This is a genomic window from Streptomyces tailanensis (genome assembly GCF_008386495.1).
GTDB classification, from domain to species: Bacteria; Actinomycetota; Actinomycetes; order Streptomycetales; family Streptomycetaceae; genus Streptomyces; species Streptomyces tailanensis.
In genome coordinates, this window is sequence record NZ_VTHJ01000002.1 from 166,195 (window position 1) to 189,169 (window position 22,975).

Annotated in this window: 21 protein-coding genes; 7 read left to right on the plus strand and 14 right to left on the minus strand. The window is 70.9% G+C overall.

Going from position 1 to position 22,975, the window contains the following annotated elements:
• Nucleotides 1–271: 271 nt before the first annotated feature.
• Nucleotides 272–1,114, plus strand: a complete 843-nt coding sequence (locus F3T56_RS02630) for a DUF4394 domain-containing protein (RefSeq protein ID WP_216372918.1) — start codon at nucleotides 272–274, stop codon at nucleotides 1,112–1,114.
• A gap of 75 nt (nucleotides 1,115–1,189) precedes the next feature.
• Here F3T56_RS02630 and F3T56_RS02635 read toward each other — a convergent pair whose 3' ends face one another.
• From F3T56_RS02635 to F3T56_RS02680, 10 genes are all read right to left on the minus strand, one after another.
• The gene (locus F3T56_RS02635) at nucleotides 1,190–2,137 is read right to left on the minus strand and encodes a 3-carboxyethylcatechol 2,3-dioxygenase (RefSeq protein ID WP_149823010.1); all 948 of its coding nucleotides are present in this window, start codon (nucleotides 2,135–2,137) and stop codon (nucleotides 1,190–1,192) included.
• Between the two features lie 9 nt (nucleotides 2,138–2,146).
• Entirely contained in the window at nucleotides 2,147–3,145 is a 999-nt protein-coding gene (locus F3T56_RS02640; RefSeq protein ID WP_149823011.1) for a zinc-binding dehydrogenase, read from the minus strand.
• A 190-nt stretch (nucleotides 3,146–3,335) separates the two neighbouring features.
• Nucleotides 3,336–3,659, minus strand: a complete 324-nt coding sequence (locus F3T56_RS02645) for a GNAT family N-acetyltransferase (RefSeq protein ID WP_172638779.1) — start codon at nucleotides 3,657–3,659, stop codon at nucleotides 3,336–3,338.
• Between the two features lie 46 nt (nucleotides 3,660–3,705).
• A complete protein-coding gene (locus tag F3T56_RS02650) occupies nucleotides 3,706–5,265 on the minus strand; it encodes an acyl-CoA synthetase (protein WP_149823013.1) in 1,560 nt (519 codons plus the stop codon).
• Between the two features lie 56 nt (nucleotides 5,266–5,321).
• Nucleotides 5,322–6,173: an SDR family NAD(P)-dependent oxidoreductase gene (locus tag F3T56_RS02655; protein ID WP_149823014.1), complete on the minus strand. Its 852-nt coding sequence runs from the start codon at nucleotides 6,171–6,173 to the stop codon at nucleotides 5,322–5,324.
• 4 nt (nucleotides 6,174–6,177) lie between these two features.
• The gene (locus F3T56_RS02660) at nucleotides 6,178–7,020 is read right to left on the minus strand and encodes an alpha/beta fold hydrolase (protein WP_149823015.1); all 843 of its coding nucleotides are present in this window, start codon (nucleotides 7,018–7,020) and stop codon (nucleotides 6,178–6,180) included.
• Nucleotides 7,021–7,043: 23 nt separating this feature from the next.
• Nucleotides 7,044–7,595 (minus strand): 3-phenylpropionate/cinnamic acid dioxygenase subunit beta, encoded by a 552-nt coding sequence (locus F3T56_RS02665; RefSeq protein WP_149823016.1) that lies wholly within the window; start codon nucleotides 7,593–7,595, stop codon nucleotides 7,044–7,046.
• Between the two features lie 187 nt (nucleotides 7,596–7,782).
• Complete coding sequence (locus F3T56_RS02670; RefSeq protein WP_149823017.1) at nucleotides 7,783–8,994, minus strand: NAD(P)/FAD-dependent oxidoreductase; 1,212 nt, start codon at nucleotides 8,992–8,994, stop codon at nucleotides 7,783–7,785.
• Entirely contained in the window at nucleotides 8,991–9,335 is a 345-nt protein-coding gene (locus F3T56_RS02675; protein ID WP_149823018.1) for a bifunctional 3-phenylpropionate/cinnamic acid dioxygenase ferredoxin subunit, read from the minus strand. Before F3T56_RS02675 ends, F3T56_RS02670 begins: the two co-directional genes overlap by 4 nt.
• Nucleotides 9,332–10,627: an aromatic ring-hydroxylating dioxygenase subunit alpha gene (locus F3T56_RS02680; protein ID WP_149823019.1), complete on the minus strand. Its 1,296-nt coding sequence runs from the start codon at nucleotides 10,625–10,627 to the stop codon at nucleotides 9,332–9,334. The genes F3T56_RS02675 and F3T56_RS02680 overlap by 4 nt, the downstream gene beginning before the upstream one ends.
• A 159-nt stretch (nucleotides 10,628–10,786) precedes the next feature.
• Here F3T56_RS02680 and F3T56_RS02685 point away from each other — a divergent pair, with 159 nt between their 5' ends.
• A complete protein-coding gene (locus F3T56_RS02685; RefSeq protein WP_149823020.1) occupies nucleotides 10,787–11,575 on the plus strand; it encodes an IclR family transcriptional regulator in 789 nt (262 codons plus the stop codon).
• Between the two features lie 42 nt (nucleotides 11,576–11,617).
• On the opposite strand, the gene F3T56_RS02690 is transcribed toward F3T56_RS02685, so the two are convergent.
• Nucleotides 11,618–12,238, minus strand: a complete 621-nt coding sequence (locus F3T56_RS02690; protein ID WP_246203354.1) for a helix-turn-helix domain-containing protein — start codon at nucleotides 12,236–12,238, stop codon at nucleotides 11,618–11,620.
• A 165-nt stretch (nucleotides 12,239–12,403) separates the two neighbouring features.
• Between F3T56_RS02690 and F3T56_RS02695 the strand changes: the two genes are divergently transcribed.
• Entirely contained in the window at nucleotides 12,404–13,762 is a 1,359-nt protein-coding gene (locus F3T56_RS02695) for an MFS transporter (RefSeq protein ID WP_246203356.1), read from the plus strand.
• A 24-nt stretch (nucleotides 13,763–13,786) separates the two neighbouring features.
• Here the strand turns inward: F3T56_RS02695 and F3T56_RS02700 are convergent, their stop codons facing one another.
• Together F3T56_RS02700 and F3T56_RS02705 are read right to left on the minus strand one after the other, a co-directional pair.
• A complete protein-coding gene (locus F3T56_RS02700) occupies nucleotides 13,787–16,201 on the minus strand; it encodes a SpoIIE family protein phosphatase (RefSeq protein ID WP_149823021.1) in 2,415 nt (804 codons plus the stop codon).
• Nucleotides 16,202–16,461: 260 nt separating this feature from the next.
• Nucleotides 16,462–16,968 carry a MarR family winged helix-turn-helix transcriptional regulator gene (locus tag F3T56_RS02705; protein WP_149823022.1) on the minus strand — a complete coding sequence of 169 codons (507 nt, stop codon included), beginning with the start codon at nucleotides 16,966–16,968 and terminating at the stop codon, nucleotides 16,462–16,464.
• Between the two features lie 283 nt (nucleotides 16,969–17,251).
• On the opposite strand from F3T56_RS02705, the gene F3T56_RS02710 reads away from it, so the two are divergent.
• Nucleotides 17,252–18,490 (plus strand): MFS transporter, encoded by a 1,239-nt coding sequence (locus F3T56_RS02710; protein WP_149823023.1) that lies wholly within the window; start codon nucleotides 17,252–17,254, stop codon nucleotides 18,488–18,490.
• Nucleotides 18,491–18,604: 114 nt separating this feature from the next.
• Here the strand turns inward: F3T56_RS02710 and F3T56_RS02715 are convergent, their stop codons facing one another.
• Nucleotides 18,605–19,534: a LysR family transcriptional regulator gene (locus F3T56_RS02715; RefSeq protein WP_149823024.1), complete on the minus strand. Its 930-nt coding sequence runs from the start codon at nucleotides 19,532–19,534 to the stop codon at nucleotides 18,605–18,607.
• 142 nt (nucleotides 19,535–19,676) lie between these two features.
• Here F3T56_RS02715 and F3T56_RS02720 point away from each other — a divergent pair, with 142 nt between their 5' ends.
• The 3 genes from F3T56_RS02720 to F3T56_RS02730 all read left to right on the plus strand — a co-directional run bounded on the left by F3T56_RS02720 (nucleotide 19,677) and on the right by F3T56_RS02730 (nucleotide 22,967).
• Entirely contained in the window at nucleotides 19,677–20,660 is a 984-nt protein-coding gene (locus tag F3T56_RS02720; RefSeq protein ID WP_149823025.1) for a fumarylacetoacetate hydrolase family protein, read from the plus strand.
• Entirely contained in the window at nucleotides 20,657–21,619 is a 963-nt protein-coding gene (locus F3T56_RS02725; RefSeq protein ID WP_149823026.1) for a cyclase family protein, read from the plus strand. Before F3T56_RS02720 ends, F3T56_RS02725 begins: the two co-directional genes overlap by 4 nt.
• A 184-nt stretch (nucleotides 21,620–21,803) precedes the next feature.
• Entirely contained in the window at nucleotides 21,804–22,967 is a 1,164-nt protein-coding gene (locus F3T56_RS02730) for an FAD-dependent oxidoreductase (RefSeq protein WP_149823027.1), read from the plus strand.
• Nucleotides 22,968–22,975: the final 8 nt, after the last annotated feature.

The following is a 22,975-nucleotide window of genomic DNA, read 5'->3' on the forward strand; positions in this document are numbered from 1 at the left end:
TTTTGTCACTGTGCGCAAAATTCCCGGATCGAGGCTTTCCCATCGTTAGCTCCGCTTGTGGAGGGAGTGTGAAGTGGGCTTAATGGGACCGCGTCCACGCCCGAGGGGGAACACCGCAGTCGGCATTCCGGCAGGACCGGCGGTCGACGGTATGGGCGGAGGTACGCGAATTCCTCATCTGCGCGCCACCAGGGGTGGCGTTTCTTCAAACGGGAGGGAAAGACAGATGAAATCAGGTATGCGAAAGAGAATCGCGGCGGCGTTCGCGGTCATGGCCACGTCGACGGCGCTCCTGCTGAGCGCCCCGGGCTCCGCCTCGGCTGCGCCCGCCGCCACCCCCAGCCTGCGCGCCTTCGGGATCAGCGGTGACGGCACCCTGATGGCCACGTTCACGACCGACCGGCCGGACACGCTGAACTGGGTCCGGGTCATCAAGGGTCTCGTCGGCGACACGGGCCTGGTCGGCATCGACTTCCGGGTCCAGGACGGCCTGCTGTACGGCGTCGGCAACAAGGGCGGCATCTACACGATCAAGATTCCGACGGGCACCCAGGACGTCGTGGTCACCAAGGTGTCCCAGCTCCAGTACGCGCTGTGGGGCACGAACTTCGGCGTCGACTTCAACCCGGCGGCCGACCGACTGCGTGTGATCAGCGACCAAGGCCAGAACCTGCGGCACAACCTGAACGACCACTCGACCATCCAGGACCTGAACCTCACCACCCCGCCGATCGAGGGCACGACCAAGGGTGTCTCCGCGGCCGCGTACACGAACAACGACCTCAACTCGGCCACCGCGACCACCCTGTTCGACATCAACACGACCAGCGACCAGGTCGTCATCCAGTCCCCGGCCAACAACGGCACCCTCGCCCCGACCGGCAACCTCGGCATCGACGCCCAGATCAACGCCGGCATGGACATCTACAGCACCCTGAGCGGCGGCAAGACGGTCAACAACACCGCCTTCGCCAGCCTCACCCCGTACGGCGCCGGTACACCGTCGCTGTACACGATCAACCTCTTCACCGGCGAGGCCACCCTCGTGGACGCCCAGTACGCCCAGTTCCCCCTGAACATCACGGACGTGGCGATCTCCCTCACCGGCAGCTGAGCCCCGCCGACAGGCTCACTCCTCGCCGCGGCCCGGCCACCCCGGGCCGCGGCGTTGTCATGGCCGGCGGGTACGTCACGCCGGTCGGCGTCCCTCCGCCGTGGCCACGGCGAACCCGGCGATCCACACCGGGATGGCCTCGTAGAAGCGGGACGTCATCTCGTACGGCCCGGTGGCGGCGAGGGACGCGAACGCGGCGATCCACGTACGGACCTCGTGCGCGGAGCCGCCGCCCTCCCTGGCCATGCCCTCCACGGTCCACGAGTCGAACTCGGCCAGCTCGCCGCGCTCCAGGTGGTCGAGGAGACGGTTGTCCCAGACGGGGTTGATGGGGATCATCGCGGTCGACCCGGCGGCGTAGTCGCGGCCCGCCTGGACGACCCGCTGCTCGCCCTTCGCCCGCTGCTCGGGCGTCGGGGGCCTGCCCTCAATCAGCGCGTCGGCGACCCGGGGCGGTGCCCCGTCCAGGACCGGTACCGGCGGATCGTGCGAGAGGCCGCCGGAGCCGAGGAACAGCACCCGGCGGTCTAGTTCGGCGGCCACCTGCCCCAGCGCCGTACCCAGCGCCCTGATCCGGCTCACCGGCCCCAGGGGCGTGGCCACGCCGTTGACGAAGACGGGCACGACCGGCACCTGGTCGATACCGCCGAACAGGACCTCCAGCGGCTGTGCGAAGCCGTGGTCGACGGTCATCCGGGCGGAGACTGTGAGGTCGACACCGCGGTCGAGCGCGCCCTGGGCCAGCGCCTTCGCGGCGGCCGTGTCGACCGACAGCTCTCCGGCCTGCGAGCCGAAGTCACCGACCGCGTGCGCCTCGGTGGCCAGGCAGAACGGTGGCATCTCCTTGTAGAAGAAGCCGTTGTAGTGGTCGGGCGCGTAGAGCACGACCAGATCGGGGGCGAAGGAGCGGATGAAGGTCCGCGCGGTGTCGACGGCCGCGTCCACGCGGGCCAGGACCTCCGGGTCCGGGTCGTTCTTGCCGATGAGCGGCGAGTGGGACAACCCGACGGCTGCTACGGGCATGAGGGTTCCTTATCGAGTGGGGTGAGGCCGGGAATCCGACGGGTGGATGACGAGTTTTCCGGTGAGACCGCCGTCGATCATGAGCTGGAAGCCCTTGTGGATGTCCGTCAGCGGCAGGGTCCGGTCGATCACCGGGCGGACGCCGGTCGCGTCGAGCATGCGGAGCATGGCGACCAGTTCGGCGCGGGTGCAGCCGGTGGAGCCGAGGATGCGCTGCTGGAGGTAGAAGACGCGGCCCAGATCGGCGGGCGGGTTGGTGCCGCTGGTGGCGCCGGCGATCACGACCGTGCCGCCGGGGCGCAGCGACTTCAGCGAATGCGACCAGGTTGCCTCGCCGACCGTCTCGATGACGACGTCGACCTTCTCGGGCAGCCGCTCTCCGGTGGGTACGGCGGCCCGGGCGCCCCAGGCGACCGCCTCGGCACGCTTGTCCGCGCTGCGGCTGGTGGCGTACACGACGGCGCCCGCCGCCACCGCGAGCAGAATCGCGGCGGAGGCGACACCGCCGCCGGCGCCCTGGACGAGGACACGGTCGCCGGCGGTGATCCGGGCCTGCGTGAACAGCATGCGGTAGGCCGTGGTCCAGGCGACCGGCAGACAGGCCGCCTCGTCGAACGACAGCCAGGCGGGCTTGGGGACCAGGTTGCGGGTGGGGACCGTAAGCCACTCGGCGAACGACCCGTCGTGCCGCTCCGACAGCAGCGCCCGGTTCGGGTCCAGCGTCTCGTCGCCGCGGCCGGCGTCCGGGTCGCCCAGCACGGGGTGGACGATCACCTCGTTGCCGTCCTCGTCGTATCCGGCCGCGTCGCAGCCGAGGATGATCGGGAGCCGCTCGGGTGGGTGGCCGACACCGCGGAGGGTCCACAGGTCGTGCATGTTGAGCGAGGAGGCCACGACCCGTACCCGGGTCCAGCCGGGCTTCGGCTCGGGCTGCGGCACGTTGTCGCGCAGCGCGAGCCCGGAGAGGGGGTCGGTGGCGCTCTGGGAGATGGCGATAGCGGCGATCACGAGGGTTACGGTGACCGGGAGCTGGGGTTGAGCTCTAGCGCTTGTGCCACGGAGTAGCACGTACTGTGCATCAGGGGCTGCCACTTGATGGCGTTGGGCGGCTGCGGCTTGGTTGTGGCTGGTCGCGCCCACGCGGCGGAGCCGCATATCGATACAGCCCCGCGCCCCTTTGGGGCGCGGGGTGAATGCATCAGTGGGGCATGTCATCCAGGGCCGTGGGGAGCTCGGCCAGCCAAGGCGGTTCCGTGGTGAAAAGGATTACCGTGCCGGTCGGCAGGTCTGCCTCGGTGACTCGGCGGAAGCCTCCTGTCTCGAAGGCGTCCTGGGCTGCGGCATCGTCCTCCGCCGGTGCTGCGACCACGCGGCGGCAGCGGGGGTCGGCGGTGAAGAGCGCGGTGACGAGGTCCTTGAGGAGGCGGCCGATCAGGGGGTTGGCGGTCTCCTCGGGGGCCAGCTCCACGGCGATGTCATGGCCGCCGTACGGGTAGCAGGCGCGCAATGGGTGGTCTTGCACGCGGTGGAGCCTCACCTCGATGGCAAGAGGTGTGATCACGGCGGGCTCAGGTGCTCTCGGCCATGCGGCGGAGTTCGGCCTTGGCCAGCTTGCCGCTGGCGTTGCGGGGGAGTTCGCCGACCAGCAGGAGGCGGGTGGGGAGTTTGTAACGGGCGAGGTGGTGGCCGGCGAAGTCCCGTACCTCTTCCAAGGTGAGGGCCTTTCCCGGGGCGCAGGTGAGGACGGCCAGGACGGTCTCGCCCCACTTCGGGTCGGGGACGCCTATGACGGCCGCTTCCAGGACGCCGGGGCAGGCGGCGAGGACGCGTTCCACCTCGGCGGGGTAGATGTTCTCGCCACCGCTGATGATCATGTCCTTCAGGCGGTCGACGATGTAGTAGAAGCCGTCCTTGTCGCGGTGGGCGATGTCGCCGGAGTGGAACCAGCCTCCTTCGTCGAAGGCGGCGCCGGTGGCCTCCGGGTTGTTCCAGTAGCCGGCGGTGACGTTGGGGCCGCGTACGCAGATCTCGCCCCGGGTGTCGGCCTCGTCGATCCGGGCGCCGGTGACCGGATCGGTGAGACACACCTCGGTGTACGGCATCGGGGCACCGGCGGAACCGGCTTTCTCCAGGGTCAGGGGGGCCGGGAGATACGTGGCGAAGGGGGCCGTCTCGGTGAGCCCCCAGGCCTGCTGGAGCAGGATGCCGTGCTCCGCGTAGTCCTTGATGAGCTGCGGTGGGACGGGCGCGCCCGCGACGACCGCCGACCTGAGCGCACCGAGGTCGGCCTCGGCGAAGCCGGGCACCCGGGCGACGGCCGCGCACATTGCGGGGACGGCGAAGAAGGAGGTCACCCGGTACTCGACGAGGTCGGACAGGAACTGGGCCGGGTCGAAGGCGCGGCGCAGGACGACGGTGCCGCCGCGCAGCAGGGTGCGCAGGGCGAGGGCGTTGAGGCCGCCGATGTGGAAGAGGGGGGCGACGGCCAGGTTCACGTCGTCGGAGCGGGTGTCGACCATGCTGTCGACGTTGACCGCGTTCCACCACAGGTTGCCGTGGGTGAGCATGACGCCTTTGGGGCGCCCGGTGGTGCCGGAGGTGTACATGAGGGCGGCGAGGTCGTCCTCGTGCAGCGGCACCGGCTCCCGGGTGGGCCGGTCGGCGCCGAGCAGCCGGGAGAGGGGGATCCATACGGCCGCGGTCGCCTCGGCGGCGGGGCAGACGAGGTCGGTGTCGACCAGGAGGTGGCGCCGGGCGGGGATGTCGTCGAGGACGGACTCGACGATCTCGCGGTGTCCCTCCTCGACGACCACGGTGTGGACTCCGCTGTCGGTGAGGATGTGGCGTACCTCGTCGGCGGCGAGCCGGAAGTTGACGGGGACGAAGACGGCGCCGAGGTGGGCGGCGGCGAACAGTGTCTGGAGGAAGGTGACGCTGTTGAAGCCGAGGTAGCCGATCCGGTCGCCGCGGCGCAGCCCCTGTTCGGCGAGTCCGGCGGCCAACTCGACCGCGGTGCGGCTGAGGTGGGCGGCGGAGAACTCCTGGCCCTCGTAGACGACGGCGGTGGGCGTGGGGTACGTGGCTCTGCGGTGCAGGGCGGCTGCGGGGCTGATGTCGACGGCGGCCATGGCGTCGGCTCCTTCGATGGCTGTCGTACGCAAACGGAAGCGGAAGCGGAAGGTTTCTAGTACAGACCGATGCCGCCGGCGGCGGTGCGGAAACCGCGGACGGCGATACCGCCGTCGGCGGGGAGGACCGCTCCGGTGACGGTGCCGCTGTTGGCGCGGGAGGCGAGCAGAACGTAGGGGCCGGTGAAATCCTCCGGCTCGACGCTGGAGTCGTACAGGGGGATGAGTGGGGGACTTTTCTCGCCGAACGCCTCGTTCTTCTCGTTCTTCGCGAACGAGGCCTCCAGGGTCCGGTTCTGCAGGCCGAGGCTCTCGGGGCCGCTCAGCTTGGTGCGCATACCGCCGGTGGCGACGCCGTTGACGCGGACCTTGGGGGCCAGCTCGTAGGCGAACTGGCGCAGCAGGCCGAGGCAGGCGTGTTTGCTGGCGGTGTAGAGGGAGCCGCCGCCGTCGGTGTGGAAGGAGGCGTTGGAGAGGGTCATGACGATGCTCCCGCGCGTACGGACCAGCTCGCGCCAGGAGGCCTCCACGGCCAGCAGATAGCCCTTGACGTTGATGGCGAACAGTTCGTCGAACGCCGCGGAGAGCTCCCTGCCGGACAGTCGGGTGACGCTGCGGTGATAGTCCCAGATTCCGGCGTTCGGGACGAGAGCGTCGAGCTTTCCGAACCGCTCCACGGTGGCCTCGACCGCCCGGTGCAGATCCTCCGGGGAGCGCACGTCGCCGGTGACGGTCAGCACCCGTTCCCCCAGCTCCCCGGCGGCCTTGACGACCTCACGGAGTTGCTCGGCGTCCCGTCCGAAGACGGCGACGCATCCGCCCTCGGCGAGGTAGCGCAGGGCGACCGCGCGGCCGATGCCGGAGCCGCCGCCGGTGATCAGGGCGACGTCGCCTTCCAGCCAGCCCATGAGATCAGTGCTCCTTGAGGAAGTCGGTGACCAGCCGCTCGAACTCGGCCTGCCGCTCCAGCTGCACCCAGTGGCCGCAGCCGCCGAAGACATGCAGCTGGACGTCGCGGATCTGCTTGAGCATGAGCTGGGCGCCGTCGAGGGTGATGGTGCGGTCGTCGCGGCCCCAGAGCAGCAGTGTGGGCGCCTTGATCTTGTGGACGCGCTGCCAGAGCGGGTCCATGCCGTGGCGCTTGGCGAAGGCCGCGTTGTAGGCGTGGTAGAAGGCGATGTGGGACTCGTCGAGGGATGCCTCGTAGCGGGCCTGGACGGTGTCCTCCCAGCGCTTCGGCTCGGCGGTCATGACGCGGATGAAGTCCCGCATCTTCTTCACCGTCGGGCCTTCCCCGTGGTAGTAGCGGAACATGGCCTTCTGCCCCTCGGTCGGCGTCGGTCCGAACGGCAGCCAGCCGCCACCGGGTGCCATCAGCACCAACTTCACCACCCGGTCGGGGACTTCGAGCGCGGTGGCGATGGCGGCCGCTCCGCCGAGGCTGTTGCCCAGCAGATGGAACCGGTCGACACCGAGCGCGTCCAGCGTCTGGAGCAGCGCGTCGACGGTGATCTCGGTGATGCTGCGGGCGTCGAGGTCGGCCTCGGTGGGCCGGTAACTGCCGCCGAAACCCGGCTGGTCGGGCAGCACGACACGGAAGTGCGGGGTGAGGGCGGGCAGGTTCTGGTGGTAGTTGGCCACCGCGCCGGCGCCGGGGCCGCCGCCGTGCAGCATCACCAGCACGGGTCCTTCCCCGGCCTCGGAGACCGCGATCGGGCCGAGGGTGGTCTGCACGGTGTGCTCTTTCAACGTCACGTGAGGCTCCGGGTACGCAGTGCTTACAGGAAGGTGCTGATGTTCTTGGCGAGCAGGACGTTCTGGTCGAGCAGGATCGTGCGGCGGGCGATCAGCAGACCGCCGTCCTCGGTGCGGCGCAGCACGTCGGTGCGCCCGCCGGCGTAGACGTCGACCTCGCGCTCCAGACGGTTGCGGTAACAGAGGAAGGCCGACTCGGCGACGTACTCGCCGGGCTGCTCGCCCGCCCAGACCAGCACGTTGGTGATCAGATGCCGGGTCCGTGAGGGCGGATCCTCCGCCCAGGCCATCCCCGAGTCGAACCGCCGGATCCGCCAGGCCAGACTGGCCTTCGTCTCGTCGAAGATCGCCACCTCCCCCGGCGAACCGTCCGCCAACGCCTGCTGCCGACGCAGCCGGTTGGTACGCACCGGCGCCCAGTAGTGCAGATCGTCGGCGAACAACTCCAGCCAGTCGGCATACCGGTGCTGATCCAGCAACTGCGCCTCGACGGCATACATCCGCTGCACCTCGAAGTGCAGCCGAATGTCGTCGTCGACGACCGAGGGGGCCGTGTCGGGGGGGTGAGTGGTCATCGTGGGTCCTCCTGCGGGGCCGCGCTCGGCTGTCATTCCAGCGAAAGGGGGTGGGTTCGGGGGAGGGCATGTGCCGCTGAACGGCACAACTGGGGGCGCGGGACGCGCCCCTATAGGGGCGCGGGGAACTGCGCGACCAGCCACAGACGGTCCGCAGACGCCAACAATCCCTCACCAGGCAGACGAATCAGCGAAGCACCGCCCTCAGATCCGCGCTCTCGTCGGTCAGCACACCCGCCTCGACGGCGACCCCGCGGTCGATGATCCGCCGCGCGGCCTTGATGTCACGAGGCCGGTCGATCCCAGCCGCGGCCACCACACGGTCGCCGCACAGACCGAAAACGGTGAAGGAACCGCCGTGGGGGTCACCCCGCAACACCATCCGCTCGGCCTGCCCCATCGTGCCGACCACTTCCAGACGAACCCCATACCGGTCGGACCAGAACCACGAAGCCCCGCGCCGCGGAACACCGCGCCCGAGAATGCCATGGGCGGCGGCCTCGCCACCCCACTGCGCGGCCTCCCAGTGCTCGTGCCGCACACGATGCCCCTCCCGGCGCGCCACCTCCCCGACGGCGAAGACATGCGGGTGAGAGGTGTGCTGCCCCTCCTGCACCACAACCCCGTTGTCCACGGCAAGCCCGGCGGCCTCGGCCAACTCCGTGGCCGGCCGGATCCCGATCCCGACAACCACCGTGTCGGCGACGACGACCCCGCCGCCCCCACCGAGGTGCAGCGCGACCTCTCCATCCCGACGCTCGACACGCTCGACCCCTGCCGTGATCACCTCAATGCCCTCGGCGGTGTGCCGCTCATGCAGGGCACGAGCCACGGCATCGCCGACCACCGCGGCCAACGGCACTGGCACCGGGTCGACGAGAGTGACCCGGCACCCCATCGCCAGGGCGACCGCCGCGGTCTCGGCGCCGATCAGCCCGGCCCCGACCACCGCCACCCGGGCGCCCGGCAACAGCCGTTCCCGCAGCCGCTCGGCGTCCTCCCAGGTCCGCAGGAGATGTACGGCGGGATCGTCACCGCCGGGCACGGGCAGGGCGCGCGGTGTCCCCCCGGTGGCCAGCACGACCCGGTCGGCGGTCACGACCGCCCCGTCGGCCAACTCCAGGCCCCCCTCGTATGGACGGATCACCCGAACCGGGGTGCCCTCACGCAGGTCGACGCGCTGCTCGCCGTACCAGGCCTCCGGCCGCAGCAGGATGTCCTCGCGCCGGGCCTTGCCGAGCAGGACGTCCTTGCTGAGCGGCGGCCGGTCGTACGGCAGGCCGTGCTCGGCGGAGTACAGGACGAGCTCCCCGTCGTAGCCCTGGGCGCGCAGAGCGTCGCAGGTGGAGACGGCTGCCAGGCCCGCCCCGACGACGGCGACGCTCCGTGGGACGCTCATCCGGCGGCCTCCTGACCGGGGTGCAGCCAGACGCCGCCGTCGCGGACCTCGACCCGATGGGTGCGCACGGCGACGGTGGCGGGCATGCACTGCGGTTCCCCGGACTTGAGGCAGAAACGGGCGCTGTGCAGCGGGCACTCCACCTCCCCGTCCTCGATCCAGCCGTCGGAGAGCGAGGCCTGGCCGTGCGAACAGGTGTCGTCCAGGGCGTAATAGGCGCCGCCGTCGTGGAAGACGGCGATGGCATCGCCGTGCCCGGTCGTCTCGGCGGGCACCTTCAGCGCCTCGCCGTCCTCGATGTCACCGATGGCGGCGACACGAACAGCGCTGTTGGTCATCATCGTGTGTCCTTCTCGTGCCAGGCGGGCGTGTTCATCAGGTCGCGCCAGCGGGCGTAGAAACCGCGGGCGGCGCCGTCGCTGTAGAGACGGCCGGTGGTGCCGGGATGGACACCGTCCTCCTCCTGAAGGCCCAGCCCCATCTGGTAGTTGAGGGTCATCGAGCCGGCCACGAAGCCATGCGCGGTGGCCTGGCACTCCGACCAGTTCTCGCCGTCGTCCTGCTCGAAGATGCCGGTCGGCCCGAAGGTGCGCAGGTTGTAGATCCGCTGGGCGTCCTTGACCTCCTCCGGCATCGACTTGTCGACGAGCGTCCACGCCCACACCTCCATCCGGTCCGGGCCCTTGGGATGCCAGACACGGATGGAGCCGTTGACCGGCAGGTAGGAGAAGTTGGGGAAGACGGTGCCGTGGCCGGTCGTCATAGGACCCTCGACGCGGGCGTCGCCGAGGCGGTCGCGCAGGGCCTCGTAGTCGTACCAGTCGTGCACGACCCGGTCGTCGAAACGGCTCTTCGGGTGAGTGGGGAAGCCGTGGCCGTGGCCCAGCGGGTCGGTGTACTGCCGGCCCGGCGTCTGCACGATCTCCGTCTTGGGCCCCTTGCCGGTGGGTGACATGACCATCAGCGCGGAAGCGTGCGAGATGTTCACGTGGTACCAGTCGGAGGCGAACTGCTCGGCGGCGAGCTTCCAGTTGCCCTCCAGCACCCACTTGTGGACGCCGCCCACGACCTCGGTGCCCTCCGGGTCCCGTTCCAGCATGGCGTCCAGGTACCAGACCAGCCCGCCCAGCGCCTCCACCAGCGGCGGCGCCTCCGGGTTCCAGGTCGCGAACACGAGCCCCTTGTACGTATCCAGCTGCGCGACCTCGATCAGGCCCCACCGCTCCTGCTCGAAGTGGGCCGGATAGTCACCGCCGTTGGGCACGTTGATCAGTTTCCCGGAGGTGTCGTACGACCAGCCGTGGTAGCTGCAGGTGAACGCCTTCGTCGCGCCCGCGTCGGCCCGGCAGACCCGCATGCCCCGGTGGCGGCATGCGTTGAGGAAAGCCCGCAGCTTCCGGTCACGGCCCATCGTCACGATCACCGGATCCTCACCCATGTACGTGGTGAAGAAGTCCCCGGGCTTCTTGAACTGGCTCTCGTGCGCGAGGAACAGCCAGCTCGGCGCGAAGACACGACGCAGCTCCTGCCGGTAGAGGCCGGCGTCACTGAAGATCGTCCGGTTGATCAGGCCGTGGTCGAGGTCGAAGTAGGGGCCGACGTCGACGTACGGCTCACGGTGTCGCTGCTGCATGGGCCCAGCAGACGTTGCCCGGCGACGTCCTGCCCAGTCGTCGTGCCGGGATGTGGAACGGGAGCCCGACCCGTTTACAACCCGAAAACGGTCACCTACATTGGACGCGCGTCCATTTTAATAGGACGCGGGTCGTCGTGATCGTCATCGGAGCGCGCCATGCCACTCAACACCTCACCGGAACAGCAGACCGCCGTCGACAAGGCGCTCACCCTCCTGAAGTCCCTCGCCGAGCTGGAGGGGGAGATCGGTGTCAGCGAGCTGGCCCGCCGTAACCGGATGAGCAAGTCGACGACCTTCAGGCTGCTGGGCATCCTCCAGCGCAACGACCTCGTCGAGCGGGTCGGCAGCGACTACCGGCTGGGCGCCCGGCTCTTCGACATCGGCAGCCGGGCCTACGGCCCCACCACCCCGCTGCTCCAGGAGCGGCTGCTGCCGCATCTGGCGGACCTGTACGAACTGACCCACGAGACCGTGCACCTGGCCGTGCTCCACGGCACGGACATCGTCTACGTCAACAAGCTCCACGGCCACCGGGCGGCCCGCTCGCCGTCCCGGATCGGCGCCCGGCTGCCCGCCTACTGCACGGGAGTCGGCAAGGCCCTCCTCGCGTTCGACCACGACGCCGCCGAGGCGGCCGTCGCGGCGGGGCTGACCGCGCGCACCGAGTACACGCTCGCCGACCCCGACCGTTTCCGGGCCGACCTGCGCCGTATCCGCCAGGACGGCATCGCCTACGACCGTCAGGAAGCCGTCCTCGGCCTCACCTGCGTCGCCGTGCCGATCATGGGACCCGCCGGCCGTCCCGTGGCGGCCCTCTCCATCGCGGGCGCCGACCGACGCTTCGACCCCGCCCGCTACGCCCCCGCCCTGCGCCGGGTGGCCTTCGAAGCGGGACGTACGATCACCGCGGCCAAAGCCCGGCAGGCGGTGCCGGCCGGGGCCTGACGCGTACAAGAGAGGCGAGTCGCACCGGCCCTCCCCCGGCGCTCAGTGCCGGCTACCGCCATGGGTACGGGTGACGGTCGCCCCGCCGGTGCCGGTCTGCACACGCGGCACACTCACCACGATGTGCACCAGGCTCTCGCCGTCCAACGACTCGTACACATGCGGTCGGTCGCCGGGATAGCGCACGAAGTCACCTGCCGACAGCTCCACCGGGCTGTCGGCCGGCCCCACGCGCACCCGGCCGCTGATGACGTACAGATGCTCCAGGGTGCCCACCGGGTGCGGCTCCGAGGGCGTGGCCGCACCCTCCGCGCCATCCACCGTCTCACCGATGCGCACCACGTAGTTCTCGATGACACCGGATCCGTAGATGTGATCCAGTTCGCGGGCCTCGTAGCCGCTGTGACGCTGCCAGACTCCCTCGTCGCCTCGCTGCACGGTCATCATCTGTTCGCGCTCGGCCACGAGCCGGGTGACCGGCACGCCGAGCGCGGCCGCGATGGAGAACAGGGTGTCCACCGTGGGGTTGCCCGTGCCCTGCTCCAGATTCGACAGGGTCTGCTTCGCCAGCCCCGCCTGCCGGGCCAGTTCGGCCAGCGACAGACCGCGCTGCTCTCTGAGAAGGCGCACGTTCCGCGCCACCACGGTGTTTCCTGAGGCCACGCCACCACTCTAGGTCACAACGCGGCCGCCTCCCGTGTGCCGGAGGACGGCACGACCGCGTGCGCGACTCCCGGTCAGGCGTCACCTTTCTCCGCACCAAGTCCCCGCTGTGGTGTGGATCACCGGCATCCGACGCCGCAGTTCGAACCGGAAGTGAGCCGCTCCATGTCCGAATCCGTCAGACCGCTCACCCACCCCGACACCGGCCCGAGCGACAAGAGCAGCGGCAAGGCCGGCGCCACGCCCGGTGACAAGCGCACGGTGTCGCGGGTCGCCGTCGCGAGTCTCATCGGAACCACGGTCGAGTACTACGACTTCGCGGTGTACGGCACCGCCGCCGCGCTCGTCCTCGGCCCGGCCTTCTTCCCGTCCGGCAGCGGCACGGTCCAGACCCTCGCCGCGTTCCTCACCTTCGCGGCGGCGTTCCTGGCCCGCCCCGTGGGCGTCGTCCTGTTCGGCACCATCGGCGACCGGCTCGGGCGCAAGCGGGCGCTGGTCGTCTCCCTGCTGCTGATGGGCGTGGCGACGGTCGGGGTCGGGCTGCTGCCGACGTACGAGACGGCCGGAATTCTTGCCCCCGTCCTCCTTGTGACGCTCCGTCTGTTGCAGGGCGTCAGCATGGGCGGTGAGTGGGGCGGGGCGGTGCTGCTGGCCGCCGAGCACGCGCCGCCGGGGCGGCGGGCGATGTTCGCCTCGATCCCCCAGGCCGGTCCACTGCTGGGCTTCCTGCTGTCCAGCGCCGTGATTCTGCCGACCCTGTCGATCGCCGGCCGGGACGGCTTCGCGGCCGGAGCCTGGCGGGTGCCCTTCCTGCTGAGCGCGCTGCTGATCGTCATCGGACTGTGGGTGCGTACGAGGGTCACCGAGTCGCCGGTGTTCGCCGAGCGTGGCCGCGACAAGGGTGCGGCGCCCCGGTTCCCGCTCGGCACTCTGCTGAAGGAGCACCCGGGCCGGCTGCTGCTCGGCATCGGTACGGCGGTCGGTGGCTCGTCGGTCTACTACCTGACGGTCGTCTACAGCCTGTCGTACGGCCCGAAGGCCCTCGGTATCTCGCAGAGCACGATGCTGGCCGCCGCGAGCGTGGGCGCCGCCGCCGCTGCCGCCGCTACGGTTCCCGCCGCGCGGCTGGCCGACCGGGTGGGCAGACGGCCGGTGATCCTGGCGGGCGCGATCGGCTGTGTGGTGTGGGCGCTGCCCATGTTCGGGGCGCTGAACACCCGTAACGGGCTCGTCATCACGGGGGCGTTCACGATCGGCCTGGTGCTGTTCACGCTGATGTTCGCGCCGATCGCGGCGTTCCTGCCGGAGCTGTTCCCGGCCCGGCTGCGCTACACGGGCGCCTCCGCCACGTTCATCCTCGCCAACACGCTCGGCGGTGGCTTCGCCCCGCTGGTCGCCACCTGGCTGAACAGCCACTGGGCGTCGCCGCTCGCGCTGGGGGTCTACGCGGGCGGGCTGTGCCTGGTCAGCCTGGGGTGTGTGCTGGCCCTGCCGGAGACCCGGGACGGGGACTTCGACAGCTGACCGGCGCCGACGCCCCGGAGACCGTCAGCATCGGCCGACGGTCTCCGGGGCGTCGGGAAGTGTCTGTTCGGCCCAGATGGTCTTGCCGGTGCGGGTGTGGCGGCTGCCCCAGCGCTGGGTGAGCTGGGCGACGAGCAGGAGGCCGCGGCCGCCCTCGTCGAAGGCGCGGGCCCGCCTCATATGGGGGGCTGTGCTGCTGGAGTCGGAGACTTCGCAGATGAGGCTGGTGTCGCGGATCAGCCGCAGCTGGATGGGGGGTTCGCCGTAGCGGATGGCGTTGGTGACCAGTTCGCTGACGACGAGTTCGGTGACGAAGGCGACGTCCTCCAGCTGCCAGGCGGCGAGTTGGTCGCAGGTCAGCTTGCGGGCCTGGGCGACGAAGGTGGGGTCGGCGGGGACGTCCCAGGTGGCGACCTGGCCGGCGTCGAGGGCCTGGGTCCGGGCCAGGAGCAGGGCGACGTCGTCGGCGGGGCGGTCCGTCAGCAGGCCCTTCAGGATCCCGTCGCAGGTCTCCTCCAGGGGGCGGCCCGTGCCGCCGAGGCTCCGCCTCAGCAGGGCGAGTCCGTCGTCCAGGTCGCGGTCGGGGGCCTGGACGAGGCCGTCGGTGTAGAGGGCGAGCACGCTGCCCTCGGGGACGTCGAACTCGGCGGTCTCGAAGGGCAGACCTCCCAGGCCCAGCGGTGGCCCGGTCGGCAGGTCGAGGAACTCGGCGGTGCCGTCCGGGGCGACCAGGGCGGGCGGCGGATGGCCGGCCCTGGCCATGGAGCAGCGGCGCGAGACCGGGTCGTAGACGGCGTACAGGCAGGTGGCCCCGATCTCGCCAGGGCCGTCCGGGTCCGGGTCCAGGTCTTCGGAGGCGCCCGTCCTCGACTCGGCGTCCAGGCGCAGCACGATGTCGTCGAGCCGGGTGAGCAGCTCGTCCGGCGCCAGGTCGACGTCGGCCAGGGTGCGCACGGCGGTGCGGAGCCGGCCCATGGTGGCGGACGCCTGCACGCCGTGGCCCACGACGTCCCCGACCACGAGCGCGACCCGGGCTCCGGACAGCGGGATGACGTCGAACCAGTCGCCGCCGATGCCGGCCCGGGAGCTCGCCGGCAGGTAGCGGGAGGCGACCTCGACGGCCGCCTGCCGGGGCGCCTGGTGGCGCAGGACGCTGCGTTGCAGTTGGAGCGCGAGGGCGTGTTCGCGGGTGTAGCGGCGGGCGTTGTCGACGCATACGGCGGCGCGGGACGCGAGTTCCTCGGCGAGCAGCAGGTCGTCCTCGCCGAAGGGCTCCGCTGTGCGGTGGCGGGCGAGGATCGACAGGCCGAGGGTGACACCGCGGGCGCGCAGCGGGACCGCCATCGCCGAGTGGATGCCATGGGTCTCGATGCTGCGGGCGCGTTCCGTCGAGCCATCCGCCCACCGCTGCCGATCGGCGTCGTCGGCCGCGTACAGCACACCTCGGCCGGTGGTCAGCGCGCGGCCCGGCGTCGAGTCCTCCGCGTAGGTGTGTCGGCTGCCGACCGGGATCACGGCCTCGGGGCAGCCTTCCAGCACGGACCTCTGGGCGGTACGGCGGAAGAGCACAGGGCCATCGGCACCGGGCGAGGGGGGCGCTTCCTCACCGGCGAGCACCGGGTCCAGCAGGTCCACGATGACGAAGTCGGCGAAGTAGTCCGTGCAGACCTCCGCCAGCTCCTCGGCGGTGCGGGTCACGTCCAGCGTGGAGCCGATCCGGGTGGTGGACTCGTTGAGCATGCTCAGCCGCCGCCGGGCCAGGAACTGCTCGGTGCTGTCCATCGCCGCCAGGCACATCCCCCGCACCTCGCCGACGTCGTCCCGCAGCGGGCTGAGGGAGACCAGCCAGGCGTGCTCCCGGGACTCACCGGGCGCGCGCAGCCACGCCTCGTACGGCAGGGGCTCGCCCGTGCGCAGTACGCGCCCCAAGGCGTCGCCGATCCCCGCGAAGCCCGGCAGCTTGCGCGTGCCGTCGGCCGACTCCCCCACCCGGCGGCCCAGCAGCTCCCGCTCCGGTCTGCCCATCACCTCTTCCATGGCGGAGTTCGCGGACACGGCGAGCCCGTCCTGGTCGAAGATCGCCATCGGTACGGGGAACTGCTCCAGGGCCCACCGTCGCAGCCGTGCCGTCGGTTCCGGCACCGTGGCCGTGAGGAACCATTGGGTCTCCCCCGCCGAGTCCAGCAGCGGATGCGCCGCCAGCTCCAGCTCCACGGGGTGGCCGTCCCGGTGCCGTACGTGAACCGTGCCGCGCCATTCGCCCGGCTCGGTGAGGCTGCGGAGGGCCGAGGCCGGAAGGGTGTCGCCGAGCAGCTCGGCCGCCGGGCGGCCGATGACCTCCCCGGGCTCGTGTCCGAGCAGGCGGCGGGCGTCGGCGCTCCAGGCGACGACCAGCCCCCTGGCGTCGATCGCGGCCGAAGCGACACCGTGCTCGCCCATCGTTCCTTCTCTCCACCCGCCCGGAGTCACCGTCGGTGAACTCCCGGATCAACTGCACGGCAGTACGTTCAGAGTTCATTGTGCGCCGGGCGCACCACGCAGCGTGCGCGACTGCGCGCAATGCTCCGGCCAGAGGTACGGCGTATCGGACCACCTCCGTCCGAAACGGACGCACGAGGTCGCTAGGCCCTGTCGTCACATTCACGTCTGCCGAGCGACGCCATGCACGCTCCCCCACTCTCGTAATGTGACGACAGGACCTAGCGGCGACGCCACGGCAGCACCTGGCGGTCGTCCCCGGCGGTGTCCGCGCGCTGGAGGGCGTCGGTGATCGCCTCGCCGATCTCCGCGAGTTGGACGACCTGCTCCGGGGTCAGCACATCGAACACGGCCCGGCGTACGGCCTCCACATGGCCTGGGGCCGCGTGTTCCAGCAGGTCCTGCCCGTGTGCGGTGAGGACGGCGAGCTGGTTGCGGCGGTTGGCGGGGTCCTCCCGGCGGTCGACGTAACCGGCCTCCTGGAGCCGGGTCACCGCATGGGTGAGCCGACTGCGGGTGATCTTCAGCCGCTCGGCCAGCTCCGACATGTTCAGCGTGTGCTCGGGGACCGCGGAGAGGTGGGCCAGCAGGACGTAGTCCGTGTGCGTCACCCCCGCGTCCCGGCGGAGCTGCCGGTTGAGGTGGTCGGCCAGCAGCACGGAGAAGTCGTTGTAGGCCAGCCAGGCCCGCCGCTCCTCACTGTTGAGCCAGCGTGGCGAAGTGGTCATGGTCACACCGTATCGGGTGGCGATTGAATTTTCACACGAGCCTCGGCGACCCGGAGAGCCTGGCTGGGTACGGACACGGCCTCATCCATGGTGTGGATGGCCCGGATACGGGATTCGGATCGCGCGGAGGATGGCGGCGGGGCGCCCGACCACCCCATAGTCGTCCCTACCCGCACGCCGCTGTCCGGACCAGCCGCCGCCGTGCGGCCATCCGCAGCATGCCGTGCGCCGAAGGCGCCAGTGAAAGGCATGCCCGCTCCCGACACACGTCCCTGGAGTCGCCATGCCCGGTTCAGTTCCGCCGCCGCCTGCCGCCGCGGTCGGCGACGACGCTCCGCCGCCCGTCGCGGTCTCGGGACCGGCTCATCTGCTGCGCGTGACCCTGCTGATGGCGGGCAGTTGTCTGCCGATCCTGAGGGCGGTGCTGATCGCTCCGGTGCTGCCGAAGATGGAGGAGTACTTCGCGTCGACCGCGGGGGCCAAGGCGCTGGTCCCGCTCGCGCTGACCGTCCCGGCGCTGTCGCTGGCGGTGCTCGCCCCGTTCGCCGGCGTGATCGCGGACCGGCTCGGCCGCAAGCGCCTGCTGATCGTGGCGACCTTGCTGTACGCCCTGTTCGGTACGGCCCCGCTCTATCTGGACTCCCTCGGCGCGATCATCGCCAGCCGTGCCCTGGTCGGTGTCACCGAGGCCGCGATCATGACCTGCTGCACGACGCTGATCGGCGACTACTACACCGGTCAGCGCCGGGTGAAGTATCTCGCCCTCCAGACCATGTGCGCCTCCGCGTCGGCCACCGTCTTCTTCGTGCTCGGCGGCGCCATCGGCGCGGCGGGCTGGCGCGTGCCCTTCTGGGTCTACGCCGTGAGTCTGCTGATCGCCCCGCTGATGGCCACGGCTCTGCCGAGCCCGGCGGCCCGCGAGGCCAACGCCGGGGCCATGGCCGAGGCCGCCGGAGGAGAGACCCGGCGGCCCTTCCCCTGGCGCCAGTTGGCGGGCATCTGCGCCCTGACCTTCTTCGGGGCGATGGTCTTCTACACCGTCCCGGTGGAGATGTCGTACCTGCTCGACGACCTCGGCGTGGAGGAGACGAGCGTGATCGGTCTGGCCACCGCGATCGCCAGTGCCGCCACCGTGGCCGGGGCGGTCACCTTCACCCGGCTCAAGCGCTCCCCCGACCTGGTGCTGCCCGCCGTGTTCGCGGTCTGCGCGGTCGGTTTCGGGGTGATGTTCGTCGCCGGGAACGTCCCGCTGCTGGTCATCGGTGCGGTGATCAACTGCGTGGGCACGGGCATGCTGCTGCCCGCGCTGCTGACCAGCGCCATGTCCGGCCTCGCGTTCGAGGACCGAGGCCGCGGCACGGGCCTCTGGATGGCCGCGTTCTTCGGCGGCGAGTTCGTCTGCCCGCTCATCCTGCTGGCGCTGGAGTCGGCGGTCGGCAGCCTCGCCGACGCGGTGGGGGTACTCGGTCTGGCCGCCGCCCTCGTGGCAGCGGGGCTGCTGGCGGCGCGCCGCGCCGTTTAGGGGCGCGGGGAACTGTGCGAGCAACCACCAACAAGCCGCACCCGCGTCTGCCACGAAACTGTGCAACGGCGGGTGCGGCTTGTCGTGGGCTGGTCGCGCAGTTCCCCGCGCCCCTTACGGGGCGCCCCCCACCGAGCCGTTGCCCATCAGGCTCGCCCCCACTTCCTCGGCCTTCTTGCGGAGCCATATGTGGGCCGCGTCCTGGGCGTGCACCGGGTGCCACCACAGCGCCTGCTGCACCGGTACGGCCTCGAAGGGGCAGGGCAGGACGCGTACCGCGGCGGAGCTCACCGCGCCGCGGGCCAGGCGTTCCTGGATCATCGCGACGCGGCGCGTGCCCTCGACCATGTGGGGCAGCAGCTGGAAGGTCTGGACGGAGACCTCGACCCGCGGGCTGATGCCGAGCATGCTGAGCTGGCGGGCGGCAGGGGCGTCGTAGGGGCGCTGGTAGACGGCCCAGGGCAGCCGGGCGAGCTGGTCCATGGTGAGTCCGGCGCCGATCTCGGGGTGGTCGTCGGCGACGAGGCACAGCCAGCGGTCCTGGTAGAGGTCGACTGCGGGGAAGCCGTCGATGACGCCGTGCGGCATGAGCAGTCCGTCGACGGTGCTCAGCATGGTCGCGGTGTTCTCCACGACGGAGGGCGCCGGATGCTGGAAGTCGAACCGGATCCCTGGCGCCTCCTGATGCACCGCGCGGGCGAGCGCGGCACCGAACACGGCCACGCCGTAGTCGGAGGCGAGCAGAGTGAACTCGCGGGTCTCGGCGGCCGGATCGAAGTCGGGCTGGCTGGAGAAGACGCGCTCCAGCAGGTCGCACGCGGTCGCGCTGCGGTCCCGCAGGGCCACGCCCAGCGGGGTCAGCTCGTAGGCGTTGCCGGTGCGGGCGAGCAATTCGTCGTCGAAATGGCGGCGCAGCCGGGCCAGCGCCGCGCTCATCGCCGGCTGGCTCAGTCCGATGCGCTCACCGGCCCGCGTGACATTGCGCTCCTCCAGCAGGGCACGCAGGGCCACGACCAGATTGAGGTCGAGTCGGGACAGGTTCACCGGCACCTACCTAGCAAGAGAGACATCCATGGAGGCCCCAATAGAGCCATCCACGTCATGGATCCGGCGCATCCACAGGATTGATTTCTGTGATTCACCGATCGAGGTCAGAGTAGACCGCAACCCAGCAGGAGGAAATCTCATGGCAACGCTCGCGCAACCTGCCGGCCCTTTCGCGCTCGGCACGTTCTCCGCCCAGGACGGGGAACCGTTCCCCGGCCTTCTGGCCCAGGAGCGGGTGCTCGACCTGCGCGGAGCCCTGGACTGGGCGCCGTCCGGCGTACGGGCCGTGGTGGAGCGCTGGGAGGAGGCCCTCCCCGTCCTGCACTCCCTCGCGGACGACGTCACCCTCGACTGGCAGCCGCTGGAGGGCCTGCGGGTGCACGCTCCGATCGAGCCCCGCCAGATCTTCCAGTCCGGTGCCAACTACCGGCAGCACGTGATCGACCTGGAGGTCGCCCACCGCTCCCCCGACGACCCGCGCACGGTCGAGGAGGCCCGTGCGGAGATCGCCGCGGTCATGGATCGCCGGGCCGCCGAGGACCTGCCGTACGTCTTCATCGGTCTGCCGAGCACCGTCGCCGGACCGTACGACGACGTCGTGCTCCCCTCCTGGGCGGAGCAGCCCGACTGGGAGCTGGAGCTGGCCGCCGTCATCTCCAGGCCCGCCCACCGGGTGTCGATCGAGGAGGCCCTGGAGTACGTCGCCGGGTACACGATCGCCAACGACCTCACCGACCGCGCCACCGTCTTCCGACGGGACATGAAGGCCATCGGCACCGACTGGCTGCGCTGCAAGAACGCGCCCGGCTTCACCCCGCTCGGCCCGTGGCTGGTCCCGGCCGAGTCGATCGCCGACCCCGGGGACCTGCGGGTCACGCTGAAGCTGAACGGCGACACCATGCAGGACGAGTCCACCAAGGACATGCTCTTCGGCATGGCGCGCCTGGTGTCGTACATCTCCCAGACCGCTCAACTCCTCCCCGGTGACCTGGTGTTGACCGGCTCCCCGGCCGGCAACGGCATCCACTGGGGGCGGCTGCTGCGCGACGGCGACGTCATGGAGGGTTCCATCACCGGTCTGGGTGTGCAGCGCACGCGTTGTGTGGCGGAGGGCGAGGCATGAGTCTGGACCGGCACGACCCCGAGGGCGCCATCGCCGAGGCCGCCAAGAAGTACTCCAACTGGGGGCGCTGGGGCGAGGACGACGTGCTCGGCACCCTGAACTTCCTCGACGAGGCCAAGCGCCGCGAGGGAGCCGCCCTGGTCCGCCGGGGCGTCAGCTTCTCCCTGTCGCAGTCCTTCGACATGAACGGCCCGCAGAAGGGCTGGCGTCGGCGCACCAACCCGGTGCACACCATGCTCGACACCGGTACCGACGCCGCCCTCGGCAACCAGGGCTTCCCGCACGGCATCGGCGGCGCCGACGACGTGATCGCGATGCCGCTGCAGTGCTCCACCCAGTGGGACGGGCTCGGCCACATCTTCGACCACGGCAAGGCGTGGAACGGCCGGGACGCCGAGAAGGTCGTCACCTCCGACGGCGACCTCGTCACCGGCATCGAGCACATGGCCCCGTACGTCGCCGGACGCGGCGTCCTCCTCGATGTGGGCGGGGTCATGGGCACGGACGGCGAACTGCCCGACGGCTTCGCCATCACCGAGGAGCATCTGACCGCGACCGCCGAGGCCCACGGCGTGACCGTCGGTCGCGGGGACATCGTCCTCGTCCGCACGGGACACCTCAGCCGCGCCCGGCGGTACGGCTGGGGCGACTACGCGGGCGGACCGGCCCCCGGGCTGTCGTTCACCACGGCCGGCTGGCTGCACCGTACCGAGATCGCCGCGATCGCCACGGACACCTGGGGTTTCGAGGTCCGGCCGAACGAGTTCGAGAACGCCTTCCAGCCGCTGCACCAGGTCGTCATCCCCAACATGGGCCTGCTGATCGGTGAGATGTGGGACCTCGACGTTCTCGCCGAGGACTGCGCCCGCGACGGCGTCTACGAGTTCTGGCTGACCGCGGCGCCGCTGCCGATCACCGGAGCCGTCGGGTCGCCGGTGAACCCGATCGCCGTCAAGTAGGCCGAAGACCGGCCGGATGCGCCGTCCTGGACAGCCGTGACGCATCCGGTCCTCCGCCCCTCACCGCTCCCACCCGATCCCCGGGGTGGACACATCTTCCGCAAGCCCCCGTCCCCGCGGCGGTGGAGCCGCAGTTGTACCAGCCGCCCGAAGCCGCGCGGCCCGACCGAGAGGTATCCCCGACATGACCGACCCCCGTCCCCTCCCCCAGCCTCCGGCCGGGAGTACCCGCACCGTCCTCGTCGTCGGCGGTGGCGCCTCCGGGAACGCCGTCACCATCCTGCTGCGCCGCGCCGGCATCGACGTCGACCTGGTCGAGGCCAGGCCCGACTGGAACGCCACGACCGGCTCCGGTATCACCCTCCAGGGCAACGCGCTGCGCGTCCTGCGCGAACTGGGCGTGTGGGAGCAGGTGGAGGCCTCCGGATTCCCCTTCGGCACCCTGGGCATCACCGCCCCCGACGGCACGGTGCTGCACGTCGCCGAGGACCTCAGGACCGGCGGCGACGATCTGCCGGCCACCCTCGGCATGCAGCGCCCGCAGCTCCAGCAGATCCTCATCGACGCGGTCCGCGCCTCCGGCGCCACCGTCCGCCTGGGCACCACCGCCGAGGCCCTGGAGCAGGACGCCGACGGTGTCTCGGTGCGGTTCAGCGACGGCACCGAGGGCCGCTACGACCTGGTCCTCGCCGCCGACGGACTCAACTCCGCCACCCGCGCCGCGATCGGCATCACCGACAAACCGGAGCCGACCGGCATGGCCATCTGGCGCATCGCCACACCGCGCCCCGAGGGTCTGGAGCGCACCGACCTCTCGTACGGCGGCCCGGCCTACATCGCGGGCTACACCCCCACCGGCGAGAACACCCTCTACGCGTACGTCGTGGAGGGGTGCCGCGACCGTGCCTCCATCGACCCGGCGGACCACGCCGACGAGATGTGCCGCCTGGCGCAGGCGTACGGCGGGTACTGGCCGGAGATCACCAAACACATCACCGACCCGAAGAAGGTCAACTACACCTGGTTCCACCGGCTGTTGGTCGAGGGCTCCTGGCACCGGGGCCGGGTCGTGCTGGTCGGCGACGCGGCCCACTGCTGCCCGCCCACCTTCGCCCAGGGCGCGGCCATGTCCCTGGAGGACGCCCTCGTGCTCGCCGAGCTGCTCACGAGCGGACGGGACTGGGACGACGAGCTGTTCCGGACCTACTACGAACGCCGCGTACCCCGGGTGCGGACCGTCGTCGAGGCCTCCGTGCAGATCGGCCAGTGGCAACTGGACGGCGTGCGCGACGCCGACCTGCCCGGGCTGGTCGGCCGCACCATGAACTTCCTCAAGGACCTCCCGTGACCAAGTCC